The 25,222-nt window shown below is 70.5% G+C and carries 23 protein-coding genes and 1 tRNA gene; 7 read left to right on the top strand and 17 right to left on the bottom strand.

What is annotated here, in order from left to right; genetic code table 11:
- Nucleotides 1-9: 9 nt before the first annotated feature.
- The 3 genes from ACFUTX_RS06220 to ACFUTX_RS06210 are packed head-to-tail and all read right to left on the bottom strand — an operon-like array spanning nt 10 to nt 2,636.
- The gene (locus ACFUTX_RS06220) at nt 10-942 is read right to left on the bottom strand and encodes a hypothetical protein (protein WP_378861516.1); all 933 of its coding nucleotides are present in this window, start codon (nt 940-942) and stop codon (nt 10-12) included.
- 9 nt (nt 943-951) lie between these two features.
- Complete coding sequence (locus ACFUTX_RS06215; RefSeq protein WP_378861514.1) at nt 952-1,992, bottom strand: tRNA (adenine-N1)-methyltransferase; 1,041 nt, start codon at nt 1,990-1,992, stop codon at nt 952-954.
- Entirely contained in the window at nt 1,989-2,636 is a 648-nt protein-coding gene (locus ACFUTX_RS06210) for an HAD family hydrolase (RefSeq protein WP_378862860.1), read from the bottom strand. The genes ACFUTX_RS06215 and ACFUTX_RS06210 overlap by 4 nt, the downstream gene beginning before the upstream one ends.
- Nucleotides 2,637-2,803: 167 nt before the next feature.
- Here ACFUTX_RS06210 and ACFUTX_RS06205 point away from each other — a divergent pair, with 167 nt between their 5' ends.
- Nucleotides 2,804-3,670, top strand: a complete 867-nt coding sequence (locus ACFUTX_RS06205) for a PAC2 family protein (protein ID WP_378861512.1) — start codon at nt 2,804-2,806, stop codon at nt 3,668-3,670.
- 10 nt (nt 3,671-3,680) lie between these two features.
- Here the strand turns inward: ACFUTX_RS06205 and ACFUTX_RS06200 are convergent, their stop codons facing one another.
- From ACFUTX_RS06200 to ACFUTX_RS06180, 5 genes are all read right to left on the bottom strand, one after another.
- The gene (locus tag ACFUTX_RS06200) at nt 3,681-4,505 is read right to left on the bottom strand and encodes an undecaprenyl-diphosphate phosphatase (protein WP_378862857.1); all 825 of its coding nucleotides are present in this window, start codon (nt 4,503-4,505) and stop codon (nt 3,681-3,683) included.
- Between the two features lie 46 nt (nt 4,506-4,551).
- On the bottom strand, nt 4,552-5,853 hold the full coding sequence (locus ACFUTX_RS06195; protein ID WP_378861510.1) for a M20/M25/M40 family metallo-hydrolase: 1,302 nt from the start codon (nt 5,851-5,853) through the stop codon (nt 4,552-4,554).
- Between the two features lie 90 nt (nt 5,854-5,943).
- A tRNA-Leu gene (locus ACFUTX_RS06190) sits at nt 5,944-6,028 on the bottom strand.
- An 82-nt stretch (nt 6,029-6,110) separates the two neighbouring features.
- Entirely contained in the window at nt 6,111-7,199 is a 1,089-nt protein-coding gene (locus ACFUTX_RS06185; RefSeq protein ID WP_378861508.1) for a VIT1/CCC1 family protein, read from the bottom strand.
- A gap of 113 nt (nt 7,200-7,312) precedes the next feature.
- Nucleotides 7,313-9,244 carry a DEAD/DEAH box helicase gene (locus ACFUTX_RS06180; protein ID WP_378862854.1) on the bottom strand — a complete coding sequence of 644 codons (1,932 nt, stop codon included), beginning with the start codon at nt 9,242-9,244 and terminating at the stop codon, nt 7,313-7,315.
- A 127-nt stretch (nt 9,245-9,371) separates the two neighbouring features.
- Between ACFUTX_RS06180 and ACFUTX_RS06175 the strand changes: the two genes are divergently transcribed.
- The gene (locus ACFUTX_RS06175; protein ID WP_378861506.1) at nt 9,372-10,226 is read left to right on the top strand and encodes an SGNH/GDSL hydrolase family protein; all 855 of its coding nucleotides are present in this window, start codon (nt 9,372-9,374) and stop codon (nt 10,224-10,226) included.
- Nucleotides 10,227-10,235: 9 nt separating this feature from the next.
- On the opposite strand, the gene ACFUTX_RS06170 is transcribed toward ACFUTX_RS06175, so the two are convergent.
- Entirely contained in the window at nt 10,236-11,033 is a 798-nt protein-coding gene (locus ACFUTX_RS06170) for a TrmH family RNA methyltransferase (protein ID WP_378862851.1), read from the bottom strand.
- 81 nt (nt 11,034-11,114) lie between these two features.
- On the opposite strand from ACFUTX_RS06170, the gene ACFUTX_RS06165 reads away from it, so the two are divergent.
- The 3 genes from ACFUTX_RS06165 to ACFUTX_RS06155 are packed head-to-tail and all read left to right on the top strand — an operon-like array spanning nt 11,115 to nt 12,980.
- The gene (locus tag ACFUTX_RS06165; RefSeq protein ID WP_378861504.1) at nt 11,115-11,966 is read left to right on the top strand and encodes a Sir2 family NAD-dependent protein deacetylase; all 852 of its coding nucleotides are present in this window, start codon (nt 11,115-11,117) and stop codon (nt 11,964-11,966) included.
- Nucleotides 11,967-11,992: 26 nt separating this feature from the next.
- Entirely contained in the window at nt 11,993-12,595 is a 603-nt protein-coding gene (locus tag ACFUTX_RS06160) for a histidine phosphatase family protein (protein ID WP_378861502.1), read from the top strand.
- Nucleotides 12,596-12,605: 10 nt separating this feature from the next.
- On the top strand, nt 12,606-12,980 hold the full coding sequence (locus ACFUTX_RS06155) for an iron chaperone (RefSeq protein ID WP_378861500.1): 375 nt from the start codon (nt 12,606-12,608) through the stop codon (nt 12,978-12,980).
- A gap of 38 nt (nt 12,981-13,018) precedes the next feature.
- Here ACFUTX_RS06155 and ACFUTX_RS06150 read toward each other — a convergent pair whose 3' ends face one another.
- From ACFUTX_RS06150 to ACFUTX_RS06130, 5 genes are read right to left on the bottom strand one after another with little or no spacing between them, the layout of a single operon-like run.
- Nucleotides 13,019-13,831, bottom strand: coding sequence for an HpcH/HpaI aldolase/citrate lyase family protein (locus ACFUTX_RS06150; RefSeq protein WP_378861498.1), 813 nt, complete (start codon nt 13,829-13,831; stop codon nt 13,019-13,021).
- Complete coding sequence (locus tag ACFUTX_RS06145; RefSeq protein WP_378861496.1) at nt 13,828-14,322, bottom strand: MaoC family dehydratase; 495 nt, start codon at nt 14,320-14,322, stop codon at nt 13,828-13,830. Before ACFUTX_RS06145 ends, ACFUTX_RS06150 begins: the two co-directional genes overlap by 4 nt.
- A gap of 5 nt (nt 14,323-14,327) precedes the next feature.
- On the bottom strand, nt 14,328-15,479 hold the full coding sequence (locus tag ACFUTX_RS06140; RefSeq protein WP_378861494.1) for an acyl-CoA dehydrogenase family protein: 1,152 nt from the start codon (nt 15,477-15,479) through the stop codon (nt 14,328-14,330).
- A gap of 16 nt (nt 15,480-15,495) precedes the next feature.
- Nucleotides 15,496-17,466 carry an acetyl/propionyl/methylcrotonyl-CoA carboxylase subunit alpha gene (locus ACFUTX_RS06135; RefSeq protein WP_378861492.1) on the bottom strand — a complete coding sequence of 657 codons (1,971 nt, stop codon included), beginning with the start codon at nt 17,464-17,466 and terminating at the stop codon, nt 15,496-15,498.
- Between the two features lie 5 nt (nt 17,467-17,471).
- Nucleotides 17,472-19,076, bottom strand: a complete 1,605-nt coding sequence (locus tag ACFUTX_RS06130; protein ID WP_378861490.1) for a carboxyl transferase domain-containing protein — start codon at nt 19,074-19,076, stop codon at nt 17,472-17,474.
- A gap of 104 nt (nt 19,077-19,180) precedes the next feature.
- On the opposite strand from ACFUTX_RS06130, the gene ACFUTX_RS06125 reads away from it, so the two are divergent.
- Both ACFUTX_RS06125 and ACFUTX_RS06120 read left to right on the top strand, forming a co-directional pair.
- On the top strand, nt 19,181-19,777 hold the full coding sequence (locus ACFUTX_RS06125; protein WP_378861488.1) for a TetR/AcrR family transcriptional regulator: 597 nt from the start codon (nt 19,181-19,183) through the stop codon (nt 19,775-19,777).
- Between the two features lie 28 nt (nt 19,778-19,805).
- Nucleotides 19,806-21,647 carry an alkaline phosphatase family protein gene (locus ACFUTX_RS06120; protein ID WP_378861486.1) on the top strand — a complete coding sequence of 614 codons (1,842 nt, stop codon included), beginning with the start codon at nt 19,806-19,808 and terminating at the stop codon, nt 21,645-21,647.
- 4 nt (nt 21,648-21,651) lie between these two features.
- Here the strand turns inward: ACFUTX_RS06120 and ACFUTX_RS06115 are convergent, their stop codons facing one another.
- Genes ACFUTX_RS06115 through pdhA form a run of 3 tightly spaced genes read right to left on the bottom strand, consistent with a single transcriptional unit; the run spans nt 21,652 to nt 25,207 of the window.
- A complete protein-coding gene (locus ACFUTX_RS06115; RefSeq protein WP_378861484.1) occupies nt 21,652-23,019 on the bottom strand; it encodes a dihydrolipoamide acetyltransferase family protein in 1,368 nt (455 codons plus the stop codon).
- Nucleotides 23,016-24,077 carry an alpha-ketoacid dehydrogenase subunit beta gene (locus ACFUTX_RS06110; RefSeq protein WP_378861482.1) on the bottom strand — a complete coding sequence of 354 codons (1,062 nt, stop codon included), beginning with the start codon at nt 24,075-24,077 and terminating at the stop codon, nt 23,016-23,018. Before ACFUTX_RS06110 ends, ACFUTX_RS06115 begins: the two co-directional genes overlap by 4 nt.
- Complete coding sequence (pdhA, locus tag ACFUTX_RS06105) at nt 24,074-25,207, bottom strand: pyruvate dehydrogenase (acetyl-transferring) E1 component subunit alpha (protein WP_378861481.1); 1,134 nt, start codon at nt 25,205-25,207, stop codon at nt 24,074-24,076. The genes ACFUTX_RS06110 and pdhA overlap by 4 nt, the downstream gene beginning before the upstream one ends.
- Between the last annotated feature and the right edge of the window lie 15 nt (nt 25,208-25,222).

Below are 25,222 nucleotides of genomic sequence, written 5' to 3'. Positions count from 1 at the left end.
GCGATTCGGCTACTGCGCGGGAGCGGCGTCCTCGCCGAGGATGTCGAAGACCCAGACCGTCGTCTGTTCGGTGCCGCCCAGCTCGGCGGGGACGACCGCCATGAGCTGCGACCCGACCGTCGCACCATCGAAGATGTCCTGGTAGACCTCGTTGTCGGAGACGTTGATCGACTGGGGAGCGGCCTCCCAGGTCGACTGCAGGACCTCCTGGTCGTCCCACGACACCACGAGCTGATGAACGCGCACGGGGGCATCCTCGCTCACCACCGGCCCATCGCCTCTCTTGATGGTCTGCACCACGAGCTCGTCCGGAGCCGCGCCTTCCGGCACCACCACACCCGGGTGACCGTCCGGGGCGCGCACCACCGCGGGCAGGCCCATCCCGCTGTTGAACTGAAGGGCGCCGTCGGCGGCAGGCAGGTAGACCTTCCGTACGTCCACGACGGCCACCGCGGAATCGTCGGGCCCGAGCTGGATGCTGGCCGCCACCTCGTCCTCGATGTCGTCGGGGCTCATGGCGACCACGACGCGAGAGCCGACCGAGGCGCAGGTCAGGGCGTCCTCGAGCGCGGGGAGAGGCTGCGTGAACTGCGACAGCGCAATCGGCTGCGAGAGATCGCCGTCGTAGGGCGAACCGAGCAGTCTCTCGCCATCCGTGCCGTTGTAGAGGGTCAGGTCAAGAACGACGAGCTGGTCGGTCGAGGTGATCGGCACCTCGCCGTCGCCCTGCGCGAGGTCTTCGTACGCTGGCGCCGAGACGCGGAACGGCGTGTAGAGGTCGACGTCGGGGGCGGCATCCGTCGAACCGGTCACCTCGACGAGGTCGAGGGCAGGGTCGTCCGTGACGGTGCGGGCGCAGTCGGCCGTGCCGGCGGCCGAGCACCCGACGAGTGCGACGGCGGTCAGTCCGAGGATCGCGAAGGCAGCGGGGAACTTGGGCACCGGAACAGTCTAGATGCGGGGCGGGATGTCGCCATGCACGGCCGATCCGGTTCCGTCGGTTCCGCCCGCGGCACCGGAGGCACGGCGCGCGCCCTCTGCCGCGCGCTGCGCCTCGCGGACCCGCTTGCGCAGATTCTTGTCGGTGATGTCGCGGTCGCCCACGGCTCCAGGAGTCCACAGCTCGACGTCCTCGTCGCCGTAGCTGGACTTCGACGCCCGCCGCTTGACTTCGGGCGGGACGGCGCCGGGTGCGAGCCGTCGGGCCGAGAGGAGGAATCCCGTGTGCGCCACCATGCGGTGGTCGGGGCGCACGGCGAGTCCCTCCACGTGCCAGCCGCGCACCATCGTCTCGCTCGCCTCGGGGTCGGTGAACAGCCCGGTGTTGCGGATGTACTCCGCGACGCGGCTGAGCTGCGTGGCGGTGGCGACGTAGCACAGCACCACCCCGCCGGGAGTGAGGGCGTCGGCTACCACGTCGATGCACTCCCACGGGGCGAGCATGTCGAGCACGACGCGGTCCACGGAGGCCGGCGCGACGGCGTCCGGCAGCGACTCGACCAGGTCGCCCACGACGACATCCCAGTTCGGCGGCGTGTCGCCCAGGTACGTCTCGACGTTCGCCCGCGCCACGTCGGCGAACTCGGGCCGACGCTCGAACGAGACGAGGCGGCCGCCGGTGCCCATCGCACGCAGCAGCCAGAGGGAGAGCGCGCCGGATCCCACGCCGGCCTCGACGACGACCGCTCCCGGGAAGACGTCGGCCTCGGCGATGATCTGCGCCGCGTCCTTCGGGTAGATGATCGCCGCACCGCGGGGCATCGACATCACGAAATCCCGCAGCAGCGGTCGCAGCGCGAGGTACTCGTGCCCGCTGCTGTTGGCCACGATCGAGCCGTCGGGCTGACCCACGAGCTGCTCGTGCTTCAGGACGCCATGATGCGTGTGCAGCTCGCCGCCCTCGCGCAGCGTGATGGTGTGCAGGCGACCCTTGGGACCCGTGAGCTGCACGCGGTCGCCGAGGCGGAACGGACCGCTGGGGCGCTCGATCATCGGTGGGCCTCCTTCGCCCGGTGGGCGGCATGGAAGGATGCGACGTCCGACGTGGTGCGTCCCTCGAGCGTCGGCCAGACGGTGTGGGCGCCGGCCCCGGCGATCGACACCATCAGGGGCACGCCGATCACCGCCGCGCCCGACGCCACGGCGGAGCGCAGGCCGTTCGGGGAATCCTCGATCGCGACGACCTCGTCCGCCGTCACGCCGAGAGCTTCGCACGCCTGCAGGTAGGGGTCGGGGTGCGGCTTGGGACGCGTCGCCTCGTCGCCGGCGATCACGACGTCGAAGGCGTCGAAGTCGATGAGGTCGACCACCCTGTCGGCCATCCGGCGCATCGACATCGTCACGAGGCCCGTCTTGATCCCCGCCGCGCGCAGGTCGGCGAGCAGCTCGCGCGCGCCCGGACGGAAGGGGACGCCCGTCTCGGCGAGCCGGCGCATCACGTCGTCGGTGAGGCGGTCGATGATCGCCTGCACTCCCATCCGCACTCCGGCGTCCTGGAAGATGCGAGCCGAGTCCTCCAGGCCGAGCCCGACGAGGCTGAGTGCCTGCTCGTGCGACCACGTGCCCCCGAAGCTCTCGACCAGCGGGGTCTCGGCGGCCATCCAGTACGGTTCGGTGTCGACGAGCGTGCCGTCCATGTCCCACAGGACGGCGGCCAGGGGCGGTGGATTCACCGGTCCATCCTAGCCAGCGGGTCACGGCGACCCTCGCCGCGGGCCGGTGAGGGCACGCGGCCGACCTGAGGCCCTCGCGGCCCTCCGGGCCTATCCTGGAAGGAACCCGCGCCGCGGGTGGAGGAGGTCTCGTGGACGGACTGGGACGCCGAGTGCTCGTCGCCGCGTTCGACGGATGGAACGATGCCGGAGAAGCCGCGTCGTCCGCCATCGCTCAGCTGCGCGACAGCGGGAACTACGAGACGGTGTTCGCCGTCGACCCCGAGCTGTACTTCGACTATCAGTACACGAGGCCCCACATCGCGACCGAAGGCGACGGCAGCCGCTCTCTCCGCTGGCCGGAGGCCGTGCTCCTCCGCCCGACCCGCACGACCCGGGGCGGCACTCAGCTGTGGCTGCTCACCGGTGTCGAGCCGGCCCGCGCCTGGCAGGCCTTCGCGGCGGAGTTCATCGACATGGCGCTGAGCGAAGACATCACCGGCTTCGTCTCGATCGGCTCGATGATGTCGGACGTGCCGCACACCCGCCCCATCTCGGTGTTCGCCGGCAGCGACAACGAGGCGCTGCGCACCTCCCTCGAGCTGGAGCGCAGCACCTACGAGGGGCCGGTCGGCATCCTGAGCGTGCTGGGCCATGCGGCCGATGTCGCCGGCATCCCCGCCGCGAGCCTGTGGGCGAGCGTGCCGCACTACGTCGCCGGCCACACGCCGTCGCCCAAGGCGACGCTGGCGCTGCTCGACCGGCTGGAAGACCTGACGGGCGCCTCGGTTCCGCGCGGCGACCTCGCGACGGAGGCGGCGGCGTGGGAGGCATCCATCGACGCGGCCGCGGCCGACGACGAGGAGATGACCGAGTACATCCGGCAGCTCGAGCGCACGCGCGACACCTGGGACTCCCCCGAGGCGTCGGGCGACGCGATCGCGCAGGAATTCGAGCGCTATCTCCGCCGCGGCGGAGAGGGTCCGACCAAGCCTGGTCGCGACGACCCCCGCCGCTGAGCAGACCGGGTCAGTAGGCGTCGATGACGCCCAGGCTGAGGAGCACCAGCAGCGTCGCGCCCACGGCCACGCGGTAGACGACGAACGGCAGGAAGCTGTGCTTCGAGATCCAGTTCATGAAGAACGCGATCACGCCGAGCGCGACGAAGAAGGCGACGACGGTGGCGATCGCCGTCTCGCCCAGGGTGAAGACGCCCGGCTCGTTCCAGCTCTTGAAGAGCTGGTAGAAGCCGCTGCCGAAGACGGCCGGGATCGCGAGCAGGAAGGCATAGCGCGCGGCGGCGGCCCGCTCGTATCCCATGAAGAGGCCGGCGGTGATCGTGCCACCCGACCGTGAGACGCCGGGGATGAGCGCCAGCGACTGGGCGAAGCCGTAGATCACGCCGTGGCCCACCGTGATGTCCTGCAGTTTGCGCTTCTTGGCGCCGACGTGGTCGGCGATCCCCAGCAGCACGCCGAACAGGATCAGCATCGCCGCAACGAGCCACAGCGACCGGAACACCGTCTCGATCTGGTCCTGGAAGAGCAGCCCGAGCACCACGATCGGGATGCTGCCGACGATGATGAGCCAGCCCATGCGCGCGTCGGGGTCGTTGCGCGGCACCTTGCCCAGCAGCGCCTGAAACCACCGGCTGATGATCCGCACGATGTCGCGCCAGAAGAACAGCACGACCGCCGCCTCGGTGCCGATCTGCGTGATGGCGGTGAAGGCCGCGCCCGGGTCCTGCGCCGACGGCAGGAACTCCCCCAGGATGCGCAGATGCGCGCTGGAGGACACCGGGAGGAACTCGGTGAGTCCTTGGACCAAGCCGAGGATGATCGCCTCGAGGAGCATGGGCGCCTTTCGCTGGGGAGCCGCCGGGCGCGGCATCCGCTCTTCTTCAGTACGTACGGAGGAGGTCGGTCAGCACGCGCTGCCCGAAGACGAGGGCGTCGATGGGAACTCGTTCGTCGACGCCGTGGAACATCCCGGTGAAGTCGAGGCCTGCCGGAAGCTGCAGCGGCGCGAAGCCGTACCCCGCGATCCCGAGTGCGGCCAGCGCCTTGTTGTCGGTGCCACCGCCCATGAGGTATGGGATGACGGGCACGCCGGGATCGTGCCGATCCAGCGAGCCGACCATGGCGTCCACGAGATCGCCTCGGAAAGGGACTTCCAGGCCGATGTCCTGGTGCACGATCTCGACGTCGACGTGCGGGCCGACAATGCGGCGGATGTCGGCCAGCGCGGCGTCTTCGGTACCGGGCAGTACGCGGACGTCGATGAGCGCCTCGGCTCGGTCGGGGATCACATTGTGCTTGTAGCCCGCGGTGAGGCCCGTCGGATTGGTGGTCGTCCGAAGCGTCGAACGGAGGAATCCGGATGCCGCGCCCGCTGCGGCGGCGATGTCGTCGGGGTCACTCGACCCGGCGCCGGTGAGCTTGCCGAGACGTTCCACCATCTCGCGGGTGGTGTCGGTCAGCGTCACCGGCCACATCGTCCGGCCCAGATCAGCCACGGCGACCGCGAGCTTGGTCACCGCGTTGTCGCCGTGGAAGCTCGATCCGTGGGCTGCTCGGCCCCGCGCGACGAGGCGTATCCAGACGAGCGCCTTCTCTCCGACCTGCAGCAGATACGCGCGACGCTCGCCGACGGAGATCGAGTAGCCCCCCACCTCGCTGATCGCTTCGGTCGCTCCCTCGAACCACTCCGGACGATCCTGCACCACGAGCGCGGATCCCTCGACGCCGCCGTTCTCCTCGTCCGCGAAGAACGCCAGCACCAGGTCGCGCTCGGGCTGCTCGCCGGCGCGCAGCAGGTCGCCGACGGCAGTGAGGATCATGGCGTCCATGTCCTTCATGTCGACGGCGCCGCGCCCCCACAGCATCCCGTCGCGCACCACACCCTCGAAGGGGTCGACGGTCCAGTCCTCGGCGATGGCCGGGACAACGTCGAGGTGGCCGTGGAGCACGAGGGCGGGTTTGGTCGGGTTGCGACCGGGCACGCGGGCCATGACGTTCGTTCGCCGGGGAATCGGTTCGTAGAACTGCGGCGAGAGGCCGAGCGCGGTCAGGTATTCCCCGACGTACTCCGCCGCTTCGCGCTCCCCCGCCGCCCGACCGCCGCCGTGATTGGTCGTGTCGAAGCGGATGAGGTCCCGCGCGACGGAGGCCACCTCGGGCAGCTGCGGATCAGAAACGGACATGCCGACCAACCTATCTGCTGGAGCAGGACGGTCCCGCGACGGGGCGGGCGAACGGAAGAAGGCCCCCTTCCGGAGGCCTTCTTCGATGTGTGCGCGAGGGGGGACTTGAACCCCCACGCCCTATACGGGCACTAGCACCTCAAGCTAGCGCGTCTACCTATTCCGCCACCCGCGCAGGTGGTTTTCGGTTTCGCAACCGAGGAACGACATTACCACGACCGCGGCACGCCGACGAATCCGCCGCCGCCCCGCGCGCGTCACCCGAGACTCACGCCGAAGAGCAGTCCCAGCGCGTAGGTCACTGCCGCCGCGCCGAACCCGATGGCGAGCTGTCGCAGCGCACGCCGCAGCGGCGGCGCACCGGACAGCAGGCCGACCGCCGCGCCGGTGCACATGAGCGCGGCGCCCACCAGAACAAGTGCGAGGGCGACGGCTGTGAGGCCGGACAGACCGAAGATCCAGGGGAGCACCGGGATCACGGCACCCGACGCGAAGAAGAGGAAGCTCGAGACGGCCGCTCCCCAGTCGCTGCCGACCACCTCGCCGGAGTCCACGATGTCGAGCGGGGAGGTGTGGGCCCGGCCTCTGCCGATCGCCTGCGCGGCTTCGACGGCGCGACGCGCGCGGGCCGTGGCCTCCGCTTCAGGCATCCCTCGGGTGCGGTACACGAGGGCGAGCTCGTTCGCGTCGATGTCGAGGTGCGGGATGGCGCCGTCGGCGAAGTCGCTCGGCTCCGTCGCGGCGAGCAGCTCGCGCTGGGATCGGACGGAGACGAACTCGCCCGCCCCCATCGACAAGGCTCCCGCCAGGAGTCCCGCGATGCCGCTGAACAGGACGAACTGGGCGGGCACCCCTGTCGCGCCGATGCCCATCACCAACGCCAGGTTCGACACCAGACCGTCGTTCGCGCCGAAGACCGCGGCACGGAATGTGCCCGACAGCCGCCGGCGGCCTCGCGCGGCCAAGCCGCGGACGACCTCGTGATGGATCTTCTCGTCAGCCGCCATCCGCGTGGTGGCGAACGGTTCGTCGTCGTAGGGAGACCTCGCCTCGGCACTCTGCGCGAGCGCCAGGACGAAGATCGATCCGAACCGCTTCGCCATCGAGCCGAGCAGACGCGTGCGGGTGTCGGGGCGAGGAAGCCTGCTGGGCTCGCCGCCCAGCAGACCCAGCCAGTGCTCCTCGTGGCGACCCTCGGCCTCGGCCAGGGCCGTGAGGATCTCGCGCTCCTCGCCGTCGCGCCGTGCCGCCAGTTCGCGGTAGACGCGGGCTTCGGCACGCTCGTTCACGAGATACTGCGCCCACCGGCGTCGATCGCGGGCGGTCGGGGCGGCGGGCACGCTCACAGAAGGCCTCCTGGCCGGGTTCGGGGGGACTCCTCCACGCTAGCTCCGGCGGGGATCGCGCTGTCTCTCGATGCCCGGATTGACAGCATTTCGGGGATCCGAACGCACGAGCACTACGACCGAACCCGCCGCCGTAGCACGTCGATGCGAGCCTGGAGCTGTGCCACCGTGGCGTGCGAGACGGCGGGCCCGCCGCAGATGCGACGCAGCTCGGCGTGAACGAGGCCGTGCGGCTCGCCCGACTGCCGGGCGTACAGGCCGACGAGGCTGTTCAGCAGTTGACGTTGCTCCTTCAGCGAGCGGTGCAGCGCCTGCGGCAGTGCCGGCTCCTCCCCCGGCGACTGAGCCTCGCGGGTCTCCCGCGCGTGCCGATGGCGGCCCTGCCGAGCCTGTCGCTGCATCAGCAGCTCGTGGACGTGCTCGGGTTCGAGCAGACCCGGAAGCCCGAGGAACTCCTCCTCCTCGGGCGTGCCGGGGACGGCGAGCTGTCCGAACTCCTTGCCGTCGAACAGGACCCGGTCGAAGTGCGCGAGCGAGCCGAGCGCCTGGTACTCGAACTCCTCCGTGAGTGCATCGGAGGCCTTCTCTTCGCGCTCCGCCGCGTCCATGAGGTCTTCTTCGGCGTTCCAGTCGTCGCTGTCGCCGTCGCGGTCGAGGGCGTGGTCCCGCTGGCGCTCCAGCTCGTTCGCGAGCGCGAGCAGCTGCGGCACGTTCGGGAGGAAGACGCTCGCCGTCTCCCCGCGGCGGCGGGCCCGGACGAATCGGCCGATGGCCTGTGCGAAGAACAGCGGAGTCGATGCGGACGTGGCATACACGCCGACCGCGAGGCGCGGGACGTCGACTCCTTCCGACACCATGCGGACCGCGACCATCCAGCGACTCTCGGACTGCGAGAACTGCTCGATGCGGGAGGACGCCTCGGCCTCGTCCGAAAGCACCACCGTCGGCTGCTCGCCCGTGAGGTCGCGCAGGATGTCTGCGTAGGCGCGTGCCGCGGTCTGGTCGGTGGCGATCACCAGACCGCCGGCGTCGGGCACCTGCTCCCTGACCTCGGTCAGGCGGCGGTCGGCGGAGCGCAGCACCGCGGGTATCCACTCCCCCGCGGGGTCGAGGGCGGTGCGCCAGGCCTGCGACGTGATGTCTTTCGTGTTGTCCTGCCCGAGCTGTGCCTCCATCTCGTCGCCGGTCTTGGTGCGCCAGCGCATCTGCCCCGCGTACACCATGAACATCACCGGCCGCACGACGCCGTCTTCGAGAGCGCGACGGTACCCGTACGCATAGTCGGTGCGCGAGATGCGGATGCCGTTCTCGTCGGGCTGGTACTCGACGAACGGAATCGGGGCGGTGTCGCTGCGGAACGGCGTCCCCGACAGGAGGAGCCGCCGCGTCGCACGGCTGTAGGCCTCGCGAAGCGCATCGCCCCAGCTGAGCGCGTCCCCGCCGTGGTGCACCTCGTCGAGGATGACCAGCGTTCGTGCGTCCATGGTGAGCCGCTGATGCACGGATGCCTTCACCGCGACCTGCGCGTACGTGACGGCGACCCCGTGATAGTGCCGTGCGGGTGCGGCGTGCCGATTGCTGAACGCGGGGTCGAGGCGGATGGAGACGCGGGCTGCGGCATCCGCCCACTGCGTCTTCAAGTGCTCGGTCGGAGCGACCACGACGATGCGGTCGACGATCCTGCGACGCAGCAGCTCGCTCGCGAGACGCAGCGCGAACGTCGTCTTCCCGGCCCCAGGCGTCGCGGCTGCGAGGAAGTCCCGCGGACCGCCGCCGGGACCGTCGGGACCGTCCAGTGCGAAGTACAGGTCGAGCGCTTCGGCCTGCCAGGCACGCAAGCGCTGGGCCGTGCCCCACGGAGCACGCTGGGGGTAGGACGGAGACAGGTGCTCGGCCTTGAAGCTGCCGATGTGAGCTTCGCCGAAACCGTCTGCTCCATCGCCGGACCCGCCGTCTGACGAGCCGACACCCGATGTGCCCGCGGGTTCGCCGTCGAGGTGGGGTGAGGAGACGTGGGGCGGACCGAAGACCGTCTCGTCGTGCATCGCACCTCCCACCTGCTCCGGACGACGAGTCACCACCCTATGCGACGACGCGGACACCGGTGCGCACGCGCCCGTGCCTGTCGGCCGGTGGCGGTACCCTGGCATCGGTCACGAGCCGAGGAAGACGATGCCCACGAGAGATGATCACCGCACGCCCTACGTCCCCAACCCCCAGCCGCACCCCTGGCGCCGCTGGGTCGCGATCGGCGACTCCTTCACCGAGGGCGTGGGCGACCCTGAGCCGACGGCGCCCAACGGTCTCCGCGGATGGGCCGATCGTGTCGCGGAGGTGCTGTCGCAGCAGGTCGACGACTTCGCGTACGCGAACCTCGCGATCCGGGGAAGGCTCATCGGCCAGATCGTCGACGAGCAGGTCGAGCCGGCGCTCGCGCTGAAGCCGGACCTGATCACGTTCTCCGCGGGGGGCAACGACGTCATTCGCCCTGGCGCGGATCCGGACGCCGTGGCGCAGCGCTTCGAAGACGCCGTGGTCCGGCTGTCGAGCGAGGGCGCCACGGTGGTGGTGTTCACCGGCATCGACACGAACTTCACGCCCGTCTTCCGCGGCATCCGTGGGCGTGTCGCGATCTACAACGAGAACATCCGTGCGATCGCCGACCGATACGACTGCATCGTCGCCGACCAGTGGGCGCTCAAGGAAGTGCAGGACATGCGCTTCTTCGATGACGACCGGCTGCATTACAACGCGCTGGGTCATCACGAGGTCGCGCGCATGGTGCTGCGGGCACTCAACGTGCCGAACGACTTGCAGCCGATGCAGCCCGACCCGCTGCCGACGCGCACGTGGCGCGAGGCCCGCGCCGTCGACTTCGTGTGGGCTCGCGAGTACCTGATGCCGTGGGTGCTGCGGCGCCTGCGCCATCAGTCGTCGGGCGACACGGTCACGGCCAAACGCCCCGACCCGCTCCCGGTGATCACGATCGCACCGGGACGTGATTCGGGGAGCCACCCGGTCGCCTGAACGGACCCGTCACCGCGCGCGCAGTTCCCACAGCGCGACGGAGCTCGCCGCGGCGACGTTCAGCGAGTCCACGCCGCCGGCCATCGGGATCGTCACGACGGTGTCGGCTGCCGCCAGGGCCGCGCGGCTGAGGCCGTCCCCCTCCGCTCCCAGCATCAGCGCGACGCGCTGCGGGGCGGTGGCCGCGAAGACGTCGAGCGCGACGGCGTCGTCGGCGAGGGCGAGCGCGGCGAGATGGAAAGACGCGCCGTGGAGGATGCCGCGTGCCTCCGGCCATTCGGGGAGCCGCGTCCACGGCACCTGGAAGACGGTGCCCATGCTCACGCGCACGCTCCGCCGGTAGAGCGGGTCCGCGCAGCGCGCGCTCACAAGGACGGCGTCGGCTCCCAATCCCGCCGCCGCACGGAAGATCGCGCCGACATTCGTGTGGTCGACGATGTCCTCGAGAACCACGACCAGCCGCGCGCCCGCGATGACGGACTCGACGGAAGCGGGCTCGGGTCGGTGCATGGCGGCGAGGGCACCCCGGTGCACTGCGTACCCGGTGAGGTGCTCGGCGACGTCCGCGTCCACGATGTAGACCGGCGTCTCCGGCGCCAGACCGAGGGCCTCGACGTCGGGGACCCACTTCTCCTGGATGAGGACGGAGCGGGGCCTGTGCCCCGCCGCCACGGCGCGCGCGATCACCTTCGCGGATTCGGCGATGTAGAGCCCGCCCTGCGGCTCGAGGACGCGGCGGAGCGCGACATCGGTCAGATCCCGGTAGTCGCGGAGGCGCGGGTCGTCAGCTGACGCGATCCGCTCCATACCCACGCCCCCACTCTCGCACGCGGCGTAACATCCCGGTAAACCTCGCCGCCTACACTCTGACCCGAAGGGGGTGATCGCGTGTCGATCGCGACAGAGCCGGACGCCGGTAGCACCCTCGCCGTATCCCGCGCGATCGACGCTCTCGCCGGGCGGAAGATCGCCGTCCTCACGGGAGCGGGCATCTCCACCGATTCCGGCATCCCGGACTATCGCGGCAAGGGCGCACCCGTGCGCACGCCGATGACCGTAGAGCAGTTCCTCTCCAGCGAGGCTGCGCGGCGGCGGTACTGGGTGGGCAGCCACCTCGGCTGGCGGGCCTTCGCCGCCGCCGAGCCGAACGACGGACATCTGGCGGCAGCCGAGCTCGAACGGCGCGGGGTCGCCACGGGGGTCGTCACCCAGAACGTCGACGGCCTGCACGTGCGGGCGGGAAGCCGCCGGGTCGTCGAACTCCACGGCACGATGCGCCGCGTCTTCTGCACGCACTGCGGGCAAGTCTTCGACCGCCGCGACCTCGCCAGCCGCGTCGAGGCCGACAATCCCTGGATTCTGGTGCCCGACAACGTCGCGCTGGGGCCGGACGGCGACGTCCTCCCCGAGAGCAGCGACGGCTTCGTCATCCCCGAGTGCACCGTCTGCGGCGGTGTGCTGAAGCCCGACGTCGTCTTCTTCGGGGAGTTCATCCCCGCGGAGAAATTCCGCGAGGCCGAGCAGCTCGTCCACGCCAGTGACGCGCTGGTCATCGCCGGGTCGTCTCTCGTCGTCAATTCCGGCATCCGTCTGCTCGAACGGGCGCGCCGCCGCCGGCTCCCCGTCGTCATCATCAACCGCGGCGTCACGCGCGCCGACGCGCGTGCGACCGTGAAGATCGATGCGGGCACGAGCGAGGTGCTGCGCGTCTTCGCCGACACGCTGCCCTCAGCGCTCTGACAGGCCGACACCCCTAGGCTCGCACAGTGACCCTCCTGACCCTCATCCGCCACGGTGAGACCGACTGGAACCGCGAACGGCGCATCCAGGGGTCGACCGACATCCCGCTCAACGAGGTGGGCCGGGAACAGGCCCGCGCCGCGGCCGACGCACTCCGGCGCCGCGCCGCCGAGGGCCCGGTCACGGTCGCCGCGAGCGATCTGTCGCGCGCGCGTGAGACCGCCGAGATCATCGCCGCCGAGCTGGGCGTCGGCGAGCCGCTGCTGTACCCCGGCCTGCGCGAGCGGTACTACGGGGAAGCCGAGGGCCTCGACGCCGATGAGTTCTTCCGCCGCTGGGGCGACTGGCACACGGCCGAGGTCCCCGGCGCCGAGCCCCTCGGAAAGCTCCGGCGTCGGGCGGTGGCGACCCTCGCGCAGGCGGTGCGCGATCACCGCTCGGTGACGGCGCCGGCCGAGGCATCCCTCGTCGTGGTGACGCACGGAGCGCTCATCCGCGAAGTGCTGCGCCACGTCTCGGGCGGCGAGCTCCCGCCCGCGGGAACCCGGCTGGCCAACGGGTCGGCGTACGATCTCCTCTTCGAGCGCGACCGCATCCGCCTCCTGTCCTACGCCGGGGCGGTCGCATAGGATCGGCGCCATGCCCGGCCCCGCGACACCCGACGAGTACATCGCAGGCTTCGACGCCGACATCGCCGAAAGGTTGGGCCGCATCAGGACGACGATCGTCGCGGCTGTTTCGCACGCGTTCGGCTCGTCGCCCGAGGAGAAGATCCGCTACGGGATGCCGGCGGTCATGCTCGACGGACGCTATGCGCTCCACTACGCCGCGTGGAGGAAGCACATCGGGCTCTACCCGGTGCCCAGGTTCGACGACCCACTCGAAGCCAGGGTGGCACCGTATCGCTCCGAGAAGGACTCCGTCGTCTTCCCGCATTCGCGGGAGGTGCCGTACGACCTCGTGCGCGCGATCGCCGAGGACGTCGCCCACCAGCGCGCGGCGGCCGCGGACTGACCTCGCCGGCTGCCGTGCCACGGGTGCCGGCGGCGCGGTCAGTCCGCCGCTCGTCGGAGCACTCCGCGCGCATGCCGGAGCACTGGCTCGTCGACCATCCGGCCGTCGTGGGTGAACACACCCTGCTCGCGCTCACTTGCTGCGAGCACCGCCCGAGCCCACGCCACGGTCTTCGCGTCGGGGCGGTACGCATCCCGGATGACGGCGACCTGGCTGGGATGGATGCAGGCCGTCGCACGGAAACCGGATGCCGCGGCATCCGCCGCCTCGATGGCGAGGCGCTTCACATCGGCGATGTCGAGGTGCACGGCGTCGATCGCCGCTTTCCCGCGCGACCCCGCAGCCAGCAGCACGCGCGCACGGGCATACCGCGCGATGTCGCGGTATCGACCGTTGGGCTTGCGGCTGGAGGTGCCACCGATGCTCGCGACGAGATCCTCAGCTCCCCACATCAAGGCGCTCACGTTGTCGAGTTCGGCGATGCGGTCGGCCTGGGAGACGCCCTTGGCCGTCTCGCAGAGGGCGACGACCTCGAATCGGCGATCGATCTGGGCCAAGCGCTTCGGCGACTCCGCCTTCGCGACCATGATCCGACGGAAATCGGTCTGCGACAGCGAGGCGAGATCCGACACGTCCTCGCCGGAGCCCAGCGGATTCACGCGGACGATGACGCGATCCGGGTCGAGATCGGTTTCGATGAGAGCACCCCGGGCGGCCGCCTTGCGGCCAGGGGCGACGGCATCCTCCAGGTCGAGGATGACCGCGTCGGCGCGCTCCAGAGCCTTCGCGAACCTCTCGGGCCGGTCTGCCGGGCAGAACAGGATGGCGGGACCGAGGCCGAACTCGCTCATCGCTCGTCCTCGCGCTCCGGCGCGCACCACATCAACGCGACGCGCGTCGCCGTCGCGACGACGTCGCCGCGCTGATTGCGCCCGGTGTGGCGAAGCGTCACGATCCCCTGACCGGGCCGCGACGACGAGAGCCGCTTGTCGATCACCTCGGTCTCTGTATACAGGGTGTCGCCGTGGAAGAGCGGCGCCGGGAAGGAGACGTCGGTGAGCCCGAGCTGGGCGACGAGCGTGCCCTGAGTGATCTGCGACACGGATGCCCCGACCATGGTCGCCAGGGTCCACATCGAGTTCATCAGCCGCTGCCCGAAGGGCTGGCCCTCGGAGAATGCGGCGTCGAGGTGCAGCGCCTGGGTGTTCATCGTCAGCGACGAGAAGAGGACGTTGTCTGCCTCGGTTGCCGTGCGACCGGGTCGGTGCAGATACCGCGCCCCGACGTCGAGCTCGTCGAAGTACCGCCCCCGCTGCTCGATCGCCGACCCATCACCGCCCACGGCTGTCACGCTACCCCCAGCGCCCGGGCGATGACGAGCAGCTGCACCTCGTTGGTGCCCTCGCCGATCTCGAGGATCTTCGAGTCGCGGTAATGACGTGCCACCGCATACTCGTTCATGAACCCGTTGCCGCCGAAGATCTGGGTGGCATCGCGGGCATTGTCCATGGCGGCGTCGCTCGCGGTCAGCTTGGCGATCGCGGCCTCCGTCTTGAAGGGTCTGCCCGCGTCCCGCAGTCGTGCGGCGTGGTGCCACGCGAGTCGGGCATTGTGGACGCGCAGCTGCATGCGCGCGAGGGTGAACTGGATGCCCTGCCGGCTCGACAGCGGCTCGCCGAAGACGGTGCGCTTGCCCGCATAGTCCACGGCGGCTTCGAGACATCCCTCCGCGGCTCCCGTCGACAGCGCCGCGATCGCGATCCGCCCCTCGTCGAGGATGTGCAGGAAGTTCGCGAAGCCGCGGCCCCGCTCCCCCAGGAGATTCGACGCGGGGACGCGAGCATCCTGGAACGTCAGCGGATGCGTGTCGGACGCGTGCCAGCCGACCTTGTCGTAGCCGGGCTCGACGGTGAAGCCTGGTGTCCCTGTGGGAACGATGATCGTCGAGATCTCTTTGCGGCCGTCGCGCTCGCCGGTGACGGCGGTGACGGTCACGAAGCGGGTGATGTCGGTCCCCGAGTTCGTGATGAACTGCTTCGAGCCGTTCACGACCCACTCGTCCCCGTCCAGGCGCGCCGTGGTGCGGGTCGCCCCGGCATCCGACCCGGCTTCGGGCTCGGTGAGCCCGAAGCCCGCCAGCGCCTCGCCGGCGAGCAGCGACGGAAGCAGCTCGCGCTTCTGCTGCTCCGTGCCGAACCGATACACCGGCATGGCCCCGAGGCTCACACCGGCTTCGAGGGTGATCGCGATCGACTGGTCGACGCGGCCGAGAGCCTCGATGGCCAGGCAGAGCGCGAAGTAGTCGCCGCCCTGGCCGCCGTGCTCTTCGGGGAACGGCAGGCCGAAGAGGCCGAGCTCCCCCATCTGCGCGACCACGTCCATCGGCAGCGTCTTCGTGCGATCGGCCTCGTAGGCACGCGGGGCGACGACCTGGTCCGCGAAGTCGCGCACCATCTGCGCGAGCTGCTGCTCATCGTCGCTGAGGTCGAAGTGGTCCATGGTCTCTCCTCGGATGTCAGGAGTCGGGGGTGGGAGCCTTGTGGGCGTCAGGGTCTTCGGTGACGTGCGCGAGCACCTGGTCTCGGCGCACCTGATCCCCCACGCTGACGTCGAGGCGCACGATCCCCGCGTGCGGGGCGAGCACCGGGTGCTCCATCTTCATCGCCTCGATGGTCACGACGCGGTCGCCCGCCTGCACGACGGCACCCGCGGCGACGTGCACGGCGACGACGGCGCCGGGCATGGGAGCGCGCAGCTCAGGATCGGATGCAGATGCGGCGCGCTCACGGGCCGCGAGACGCTTCTCCATCGCCGCCCGGCGGGTCAGCGGACGCAAGCGATAGGTCTCGCCGTCGGCGTGGATCCAGAGCCAGCCGTCGCCGTCGAGCGCGTGCGGTGAGGGAGTTGCCGCAGACGTGCGGCCCGGTACCGGATCCGACGACACCACCCCGCCGTCCTCGGTCTCGAAGGACGAGACCGGATGCTGCGGCTCGCCGCCCACACGCCAGCCCGAGCCGCTCGACCACAGCGTCGAAGCGAACGCGCCGCTGCGCGCCTGAGGCTCGGGCGGGACCGCCACCGCCGCCGCGCGCAGCACCTCGGCGCGAGCGACCGGCGCGGAGAAGGCGGGCATCCGGTCGATCAGCCCGGTGTCCATGTCGCCGCTGCGGACACCGGGATCGGCGAGGAGGCCGCGAAGAAAGCCGATGTTCGTGTCGACCCCGAGCAGGACCGTGTCGGCGAGAGCCGCGTCCAGGCGGGAGAGAGCCTGCGCGCGATCGACGCCGTGCGCGATCACCTTCGCGATCATGGGGTCGTAGTCGGCCGAGACGACGGAACCGGTCTCGACCGCGGCATCCGTTCGCACTCCGTCGGCCGCCGCCCAGAGGAGGACGTCGCCGGTGGCGGGAAGGAATCCGCGTGCCGGGCTCTCGGCGTAGACGCGCGCTTCGATGGCGTGACCGTTCAGGCGCACCTGGGCCTGCTCGAACGGGATCGGGTCGCCCGCGGCGATCCGCAGCTGCTGCTCGACGAGGTCGACCCCCGTGACGAGCTCCGTGACCGGGTGCTCGACCTGCAGGCGCGTGTTCATCTCGATGAAGAAGAACTCGTCCGGGCGGTCGCCTGCCACGAGGAACTCGACGGTGCCCGCGCCGACGTAATCCACGCTCGCCGCGGCCGCGCAGGCGGCCTCGCCGAGCCGTGCGCGCGTGGCGGCGTCGATCACCGGCGACGGCGCCTCTTCGATGACCTTCTGGTGGCGGCGCTGCAGCGTGCACTCGCGCTCGCCGAGGTGCCGGACGTTCCCTCTGGTGTCGGCGAGCACCTGCACCTCGATGTGCCGGGGACGCTCGATGAGCCTCTCGAGCAGCAGGGTGTCGTCGCCGAACGCGGCTGCCGCGACGCGCCGCGCTGTGGCGAGCGCCTCGGGCAGCTCCGCGGCCGACCGCACGACCTGCATGCCCTTGCCTCCGCCCCCGGCGGACGGCTTGACGAGGACCGGGAACCCCGTCTCGGCCGCCGCGGCGGCGATGTCGTCGTCGGACATGCCGAGGGCGCTGAAGCCGGGAACGGTGGGAACCCCGTGCGCGGCGACCTGCTCCTTCGCTCGGATCTTGTCGCCCATCACCTGCAGCGCGCGCTCTCCCGGCCCGATGAACACGATCCCCGCTCGCTCGCACGCCCGCGCGAAGTCGGCGTTCTCGGAGAGGAAGCCGTATCCCGGATGGACAGCCTCGGCGCCGGTCTGGCGGGCGGCGCCGATCACGGCGTCGATGTCGAGGTAGGAGGCGGATGCCGCGGCCGGCCCGATCCGCACCGCGACGTCGGCCTCCCGGACGTGCGGCGCGCCGGCGTCGGCGTCGGAGTAGACGGCGACGGAACGGATGCCGAGCCGCCGCAGGGTGCGGATCACCCGCCGCGCGATCTCGCCCCGATTGGCGACCAGCACGCTCGAGAACGGAGCGGTGGTGTCGGAGGTGTGCACGGGCCTCACATCCGGAAGACGCCGAAGCGGGGTTCGGGGAGCGGAGTGCGCGAGACGACGTCGAGCGCCAGCCCGAGCAGAGCGCGCGTGTCGAGAGGATCCACGATCCCGTCGTCCCACAGGCGGGCGGTCGCGTAGTACGGATTGCCCTGCTCTTCGTATTGGGCACGGATGGGCGCCTCGAACGCCGCCTGATCGTCAGCCGTCCAGTCGTCGCCCCGCGCCTCGATCTGATCGCGCTTGACCGTCGCGAGGACCGACGCCGCCTGAGCGCCGCCCATCACGGAGATGCGGCTCGCCGGCCACGTCCACAGGAAGCGCGGCGAATAGGCGCGCCCGCACATCGAGTAGTTGCCGGCACCGAAAGAGCCCCCGATCACCACCGTGATCTTGGGGACACGGGTCGTGGCGACGGCGGTGACCATCTTCGCTCCGTCCTTGGCGATTCCTCCCGCCTCGGCGTCGCGACCCACCATGAACCCGGAGATGTTCTGAAGGAAGAGCAGGGGGATGCCGCGCTGATCGCACAGCTCGATGAAATGCGCGCCCTTCTGAGCGGACTCGGCGAAGAGCACGCCGTTGTTCGCCACGATCCCGACGGGGTGCCCGTGCAGCCGGGCGAAGCCGGTCACCAGCGTGTCGCCGTACTCGCGCTTGAACTCGTGGAAGTCGCTGCCGTCGACGAGGCGCGCGATGACCTCGCGGACGTCGTACGGCTGGTTGACATCGACCGGGACCGCTCCGTACAGGTCGGTCGGGTCGACGGCCGGCGGCACCGCGTCGACCACGTCCCAAGCCGGCTGAGCCGGCGGTGGAAGTGTGGCGACGATGTCGCGCACGATCTCGAGGGCGTGCTCGTCGTCCTCCGCGAGATGGTCCACGACGCCCGATCGCCGGGCGTGCAACTCTCCTCCGCCGAGCTCCTCGGCGGTGACGACCTCGCCGATCGCCGCCTTCACCAGCGGCGGACCCCCGAGGAAGATCGTGCCCTGCCCGCGCACGATGACGGTCTCGTCGCTCATCGCCGGAACGTAGGCGCCCCCCGCCGTGCACGATCCGAGGACGGCGGCGATCTGCGGGATGCGCTCCGCGGACAGCCGGGCCTGATGGAAGAAGATCCGCCCGAAGTGGTCGCGGTCGGGGAACACCTCGTCCTGCATCGGGAGGAAGGCGCCTCCGGAATCCACCAGGTAGACGCACGGCAGCCGGTTCTCGAGGGCGATCTCCTGCGCGCGGAGATGCTTCTTGACGGTCATCGGATAGTACGTCCCGCCCTTGACCGTGGCGTCATTGCACACCACCATCACATGGCGACCGTGCACGAGGCCGATGCCGGCGATCACTCCCGCGGCCGGCGCCTCACCGCCGTACAGCCCCTCGGCCGCCAGCGGCGAGATCTCCAGGAACGGGCTTCCCGGGTCGAGCAGGCGGGTCACGCGATCGCGCGGGAGGAGCTTGCCGCGGGCGATGTGCCGCTCCCGCGAGGACTCGGGACCGCCCGCCGCGACGGCGGCGAGGCGCTCGCGCAACCGAGTCGACAGCTCCGATTGCGCCTTCTGGGTGCGGGCGAATGCGTCGTCATGCAGCACCGACGTGGTGAGCGCGGCCATGTCATCTCCGTCGACGTCACGATCGGATCACGTTCGTTGTCGAACGCGATCTCGAGTGGTTAGTGTTCACTAACTGGAGTCCAGGTTAGCGAGGATTAACTGAGATGACAAGCGGGGTGACCGAGCGCGACCGCGCGAAGGCGGACCGCCAGGCCGCGATCCTGCAGGAGGCCGCACGGCTCTTCGCCGAGCGCGGGTTCAGCGGGGTGAGCCTGGAAGACCTGGGCGGCGCCGTCGGCGTGAGCGGCCCTGCCCTCTACCGCCACTTCGCCAACAAGCAGGCCCTCCTCGCCGCCATCCTCGTCGGCGTCAGCGAACGGCTGCTCGCGGGCGGCCGCCGGGTCGTCTCGCATCCGGGGCGACCCGTCGATCGACTGCGCGCGCTCATCGCGTTCCACGTCGACTTCGCGCTGACCGATGCCGACGTCATCCGGGTCCAGGACCGCGACCTCGCGAGTCTCGCCGACGAGGACCGCCGCAGCGTGCGCCGCCTGCAGCGCGAGTACGTCGAGGTGTGGATCGGGATCCTCTCGGCGCTGCATCCCGACCGCACGGCCGACGAGCTGCGCGTGCGGGCGCAGGCCTGCTTCGGTCTCATCAACTCCACTCCCCACAGCCTGCGGCGGACGACCGGTGATCCCGGTGACGAGGAGGTCCGAGGCATCCTCGAGACCATGGCACTGGCGGCCCTCACCGCCTGAGCGGGTGATGGTCTAGTCTGATCGCACCATGCGCCGGCCGCGGCAGGGCAGCGACGAGAACGTGGCGGATCCCGCTGCCGAATCCCACGCACCGCGATCGAGCGCGGCCCCGCATGGACCGGACGAGGCCGCCGATGACGACCGCAGGTCGCGTCGCGACTTCCTCAAAATGGGCGGTATCGCCGCGGCCGGGCTGGTGGTCGGCGGCGGCATCGGCGCGGCGGCCGGTGCCGCGATCGGGCACCGCATCGGCTATCGGGAGGGATCCCTCGACCTGCCCGCGCTTCCCGCGCGGAGCGAACCGGGTTTCGACCATCTCGTGGTGGTGATGGGCGAGAACCGGTCCTTCGACAACCTGCTCGGTTGGCTCTACACGCCGGACGACCTCCCCTCAGGGGAGACCTTCGACGGCCTGGCGTTCGGCGACTACTCGAACCCCGCGCCGACCGGGGAGTCGATCCCGGCACACGCTTACACCGGTCCCACGGATGAGGTGATGGGCAGGCCCGACCCTGACCCGGGCGAGGAGTTCCCGCACGTCAACACACAGCTCTTCGGCCTCGTCGATCCGCCCGCGAACGCCCGCAGTCAGGTGGGCAGCATGGCGCCCCCGTTCAATGCCCCTCCCGCGGGGACGCGGCCGACCATGGATGGTTTCGTGCGCGACTACTGGAACGACTTCGCGCGCCTCAAGGGCGAGGACCCCACTCTCGACGAGGTCTCGCACATCATGGGCGGCTTCTCACCCGAGCAGCTGCCCGTGCTCTCGACCCTCGCGAAAGGGTTCGCGGTCTTCGACGCGTGGTTCGCCGCCGTGCCGTCGCAGACCTATTGCAACCGATCCTTCTTCCATGCCTCGACCTCGCACGGCTACGTCACGAACAAGGACGGCGGTGGGTACGACAAGTGGCTCGACGCCCCTGCGACCCCCACGATTTTCAACCGTCTCGAGGACGCCGGGATCTCATGGAAGATCTACTTCGACGAGCTCCAGCTGGTCTCGCTGACGGGGATGATGCACGCTCCCGTTCTTGAGAAGTACTGGCGGACCGGCCGCTTCGGGCACATGTCGGAATTCTTCGCAGATGCCGCCTCCGGGTCGCTGCCCGCCTATTCGTTCATCGAACCGAGACTCGTCTACAACCACAACGACTTCCATCCGCCCGTGGGAGCCCTGCGCGAGAGCGATGTGGAGGGTGAGCCCGTCATCGACTCCGCGATCTCCGACGTTCGCGCGGGCGAGAAGCTCATCGCGGACGTGTACAACGCGATCCGCACCAGCGCCACGCCGAACGGCTCCCACGCCCTGAACACGCTGCTGCTCATCACGTTCGACGAGCACGGGGGCACGTACGATCACGTCCCGCCCCCGGCAGCCACACCTCCCGTCGCCGACGACGCGCCCGGCGAGATGGGCTTCGGCTTCGACCGGCTCGGCCTCCGCGTCCCCGCCATCGCGGTGTCGGCCTATACCCGGGCGGGGACCATCGTGCACGACGAGCACCACCACGGGACCGTGATCGCGACGCTCTCACGGCTTCACGGGCTCAAGCCTCTGACGAGGCGGGATGCCGCCGCGGCCGATCTCTTCGGGGTCGTCAACCTCGCCACGCCCCGCGACCCGTCGACCTGGCCGTCGGTGCACCCGATGTATCTGCCGCCCAATCCGCCCGAGGCCGACATCAGTCAGCTCCACAGCGGCCCCCACAAGGACAAGCCCCTCAGCAACCCCGGCCGAGGTCTGCTCGGTCTCCTGCTCTCGCGGTACGGTCCCCCGGACGCCCCCGAGCCGCAGACCTATGCGGACGCCTACGAAACGCTGCAGACCCACGGTCTCGGCCTCTTCTACCCGAAGCGAGCCGAGGCCTGATCGCTCAGCGAAGCAGCATGGCCCGCCCGGGCTCGCGCAGCACGTCGCCCACGTCCACGAGGAACCTCGATCCCTGTTCCCCGTCGACGAGCCGGTGGTCGAACGACAGCGCGAGGGTCATGACGTCCCGCAGCGCGATCTCGCCCCGATGCTCCCACGGCTGACGCCGAACCGCGCCGAGCGCCAGGATCGCCGCCTCGCCCGGGTTGATGATCGGGGTGCCGGCATCCACGCCGAAGACACCGACGTTCGTGATCGAGAACGTCCCGCCCATCATGTCCGCGGGGGGCGTCTTCCCCGCCCGAGCGGTCTGGGCCAGGACGCGGATGGCGTCGGCGAGCTCGACGAGGGTCAGATCCTGCGCATCCCGGATGTTGGGGACGACGAGTCCGCGCCCGGTGGCCGCCGCGATGCCGAGGTTGACGTAGTGGTGCGCGACGATCTCGCCAGCTTCCTCGTCCCAGCTCGAGTTGAGTCCGGGGTGGTGGGCGAGGGCGAGGCACACGGCCTTCGCCGCCACGGCCATCACGCCGATCCTGTGGTCTTGGAGAGCCCGGTCGGCCTTCAGCGATGCGATGAGCTCCGTCGTCGCCGTGACGTCGACGGTGAGGAAGGTCGTCACGTGCGGTGCGGTGAAGGCGCTGCGCACCATGGCGTCCGCCGTGTGCTTGCGCACGCCGCGGATAGGCGTCCGCGTGGTGCGCTCGCGGGAGGCCGTCACGTCCGCGGTCCGATCGGACGCGGGAGCGCGCGACGGCACTGCCGCAGCCGGAGCCACCCCCACACGGGAGGCGTACGCTTCGACATCGGCGCGCGTGATGATGCCGCCGGCACCGGTCGCCTCGACGAGCGCCAGGTCGACCCCCAGCTGCTTGGCGAAGAGCCTCACCGGCGGCGTCGACCGGGGTCGCTCCACGGGACGGTCGACCTCGGCGACGTGGATCGCATCGTGCGGCGCCGCCTCCAGCACCGCGGTGTCGGAGGCGTCCGCGCGACTCGCCGTGGAGCGCGCACGACGCTGCGGACGGGCGCCCGTGCGGGGCGCCGCGCCGTAGCCGACGAGATTCGGCTCCGCCTTCTCGCCGAGATCCGCCTCGGCGGACGCGCGATCGGCGGGAGTCGCGGAGACGGCCGCGCCGAGCTCGTACGAGACGAGCACCGACCCCACGGCCACGACGTCCCCCGCCGCGGCATGGAGCTTGGCGATCGTGCCGGCGTGGGGCGACGGCAGCTCGACGACCGCCTTCGCCGTCTCTACTTCGGCGATGGTCTGGTTCAGGCTGACCGTGTCGCCCTCGGCGACCAGCCAGGCGACGATCTCCGCCTCGGGAAGACCCTCCCCGAGGTCCGGGAGCCGGAAGTCCTCGATCACAGCAGGCCTCCGCTCGTCGCCGCGCCGCGCTCAGACCCGGGCATGCCCAGCTCCTCGAACCCGCTGAGGCTGTTCGGGCGGTCCATCACCCGGTCGACGGCGTCGAGGATCCGGTCCAGGTCGGGGATGTGGTGCTTCTCGAGCTTCGCCGGCGGGTAGGGGATGTCGTGTCCCGTGACGCGCTGCGGAGCGGCCTCGAGATAGTTGAAACAGCGCTCGGTCACACTGGCCACGAGCTCGGCTCCGACCCCGGCCTCGCGGGCCGCCTCGTGGGTCACGACGACGCGACCCGTCTTGCGCACCGAGGCGGTGACCGTGCGATAGTCCACCGGAGAGATGGAGCGCAGGTCGATGACCTCGATGGAGACTCCCTCGTCTTCGGCGGCGGTGGCGGCGTCCATGGCCGTCGCGACCTGCGCGCCGTAGGTCAGCAGCGTCACGTCGCTGCCCTCGCGGGCGACGCGCGCGAGCCCCATCGGCGGCGCGTCGGCGAGATCGACGTCGAGGTCGACGTCGCCCTTGCTGTGATAGAGGCGCTTCGGCTCGAAGTACACGACGGGATCGTTCGAGGCGATGGCCTGACGCAGCATCACGTAGGCGTCCTGAGGGTTGGACACCGCCACGACGCGCAGGCCGGAGGTGTGCACGAAGTACGCCTCGGGCGACTCGGAGTGATGCTCGGCGGCGCCCACACCGCCGGCCCACGGGATGCGGATGGTGATGGGCATCTGCACGTTGCCACGGGTGCGGTAGTGCAGCTTGGCGACCTGGCACACGATCTGGTCGAACGCGGGGTACACGAACCCGTCGAACTGGATCTCGACCACCGGGCGGTAGCCGCGGAACGCCAGGCCGACGGCCGTGCCCATGATCCCCGCCTCCGCGAGCGGCGTGTCGACCACCCGCTGCGCGCCGAACTGGTCGAGCAGGCCGTCGGTGATCCGGAAGACCCCGCCGAGCTTCCCGATGTCCTCGCCCATGACGAGCACCTTCGGGTCGTCGGCCATCGCGCGGCGCAGACCCTCGTTGATGGCCTTCGCCATCGTCAGCTGCGTCATCGCGCCGCCTCCTCGTCGACCGAGAAACCCTCGAGATACGCGCCGAACCACGCGCGCTGCTCCTCGAGACCGCTGTGAGGCTCGGCGTAGACGTGGTCGAGGACGGTGATCGGCTCGCGGGTCACGGCGCCCTGCGCGGCTGCACGCACCTGCGCTGCCAGCGCGTCCGCGTCAGCTGCGACCGATGCGACGAACTCGTCGTCGAACTCCCCCTGAGCGCGCAGCAGCGCCTCGATCCGCGACAGCGGGTCGCGGGTTCGCCAGCGCTCGACCTCGGCCTTGTCACGGTAGCGGGTAGGGTCGTCCGATGTCGTGTGCGGCCCCATCCGATAGGTCACCGCCTCGATGAAGGCGGGGCCGCGCCCCCGGCGCGCGTGATCGACGGCCCACCGCATGGCGGCGAGGCACGCCAGCACGTCGTTCCCGTCCACGCGCATGCTGGGAATGCCGAACCCCGGCGCACGACCGGCGATGGGGAACTTCGCCTGCACCGACACCGGCTCGGAGATGGCCCACTGGTTGTTCGTGCACACGAAGACGACGGGCGCGCCGTAGGACGAAGCGAAGATCATCGCCTCGTTGACGTCGCCCTGGCTGGTCGCGCCGTCGCCGAAGTAGGCGGCCGCCACCTGGTCGGTGCCGTCGCGCTGGATCCCCATGGCGTAGCCGACCGCGTGAAGCGATTGCGCCCCGATGATGATCTGGGGCGTCGCGGTGTTGATGTCGTACGGGTCGTAGGTGGAGTGCTCCTCGCCGCGCCAGGCCAGGACGTAGTCGGCCGGCTGAGCGCCGCGGACGAATCCGACCCCGACCTCGCGGTAGCTCGGGAAGGCGAAGTCGTCCTGACGCAGCGCGCGAGCAGTGCCGATCTGCGACGCCTCCTGGCCCTGGCACGGGGGCCACAGCGCGAGCTGGCCCTGGCGCTGCAGTGCGACGCCCTCGGTGTCGATGCGGCGGAGGAGCACCATGTCCCGATAGAGCGAGCGCAGGGCTGCGGCATCCACATCGGCCACCCAGCGGTCCAGTTCGGGATCGGGGATCCGCTCGCCTTCGGGGCTCACCAGCCTGGCGACGGACTCGATATCGGTCGCCGGTTCGGCGGTCGGGGTCAGGGTGTGCGTCATCGTCATCACTCCTCGGTGCCA

The organism is Microbacterium sp. NPDC057407, assembly GCF_042803895.1.
GTDB lineage: Bacteria > Actinomycetota > Actinomycetes > Actinomycetales > Microbacteriaceae > Microbacterium.
The sequence above is the reverse complement of the archived record's forward strand: the minus strand, read 5'-3'. Positions and strand labels throughout refer to the sequence as shown.

Bases quoted from the DNA above. Each gene is read 5' to 3' on its own strand.
- ACFUTX_RS06155 (WP_378861500.1), top strand. From the start codon at position 12,606: ATGCCCGGCCCCGCGACACCCGACGAGTACATCGCAGGCTTCGACGCC.
- ACFUTX_RS06200 (WP_378862857.1), bottom strand. From the start codon at position 4,505: ATGCTCCTCGAGGCGATCATCCTCGGCTTGGTCCAAGGACTCACCGAG.
- ACFUTX_RS06140 (WP_378861494.1), bottom strand. From the start codon at position 15,479: ATGGACCACTTCGACCTCAGCGACGATGAGCAGCAGCTCGCGCAGATG.
- ACFUTX_RS06170 (WP_378862851.1), bottom strand. From the start codon at position 11,033: ATGGAGCGGATCGCGTCAGCTGACGACCCGCGCCTCCGCGACTACCGG.
- ACFUTX_RS06150 (WP_378861498.1), bottom strand. From the start codon at position 13,831: ATGAGCGAGTTCGGCCTCGGTCCCGCCATCCTGTTCTGCCCGGCAGAC.
- ACFUTX_RS06175 (WP_378861506.1), top strand. From the start codon at position 9,372: ATGCCCACGAGAGATGATCACCGCACGCCCTACGTCCCCAACCCCCAG.
- ACFUTX_RS06130 (WP_378861490.1), bottom strand. From the start codon at position 19,076: ATGGCCGCGCTCACCACGTCGGTGCTGCATGACGACGCATTCGCCCGC.
- pdhA (WP_378861481.1), bottom strand. From the start codon at position 25,207: ATGACGATGACGCACACCCTGACCCCGACCGCCGAACCGGCGACCGAT.
- ACFUTX_RS06125 (WP_378861488.1), top strand. From the start codon at position 19,181: ATGACAAGCGGGGTGACCGAGCGCGACCGCGCGAAGGCGGACCGCCAG.
- ACFUTX_RS06180 (WP_378862854.1), bottom strand. From the start codon at position 9,244: ATGCACGACGAGACGGTCTTCGGTCCGCCCCACGTCTCCTCACCCCAC.
- ACFUTX_RS06215 (WP_378861514.1), bottom strand. From the start codon at position 1,992: ATGATCGAGCGCCCCAGCGGTCCGTTCCGCCTCGGCGACCGCGTGCAG.
- ACFUTX_RS06195 (WP_378861510.1), bottom strand. From the start codon at position 5,853: ATGTCCGTTTCTGATCCGCAGCTGCCCGAGGTGGCCTCCGTCGCGCGG.
- ACFUTX_RS06210 (WP_378862860.1), bottom strand. From the start codon at position 2,636: ATGGACGGCACGCTCGTCGACACCGAACCGTACTGGATGGCCGCCGAG.
- ACFUTX_RS06120 (WP_378861486.1), top strand. From the start codon at position 19,806: ATGCGCCGGCCGCGGCAGGGCAGCGACGAGAACGTGGCGGATCCCGCT.
- ACFUTX_RS06110 (WP_378861482.1), bottom strand. From the start codon at position 24,077: ATGACGCAGCTGACGATGGCGAAGGCCATCAACGAGGGTCTGCGCCGC.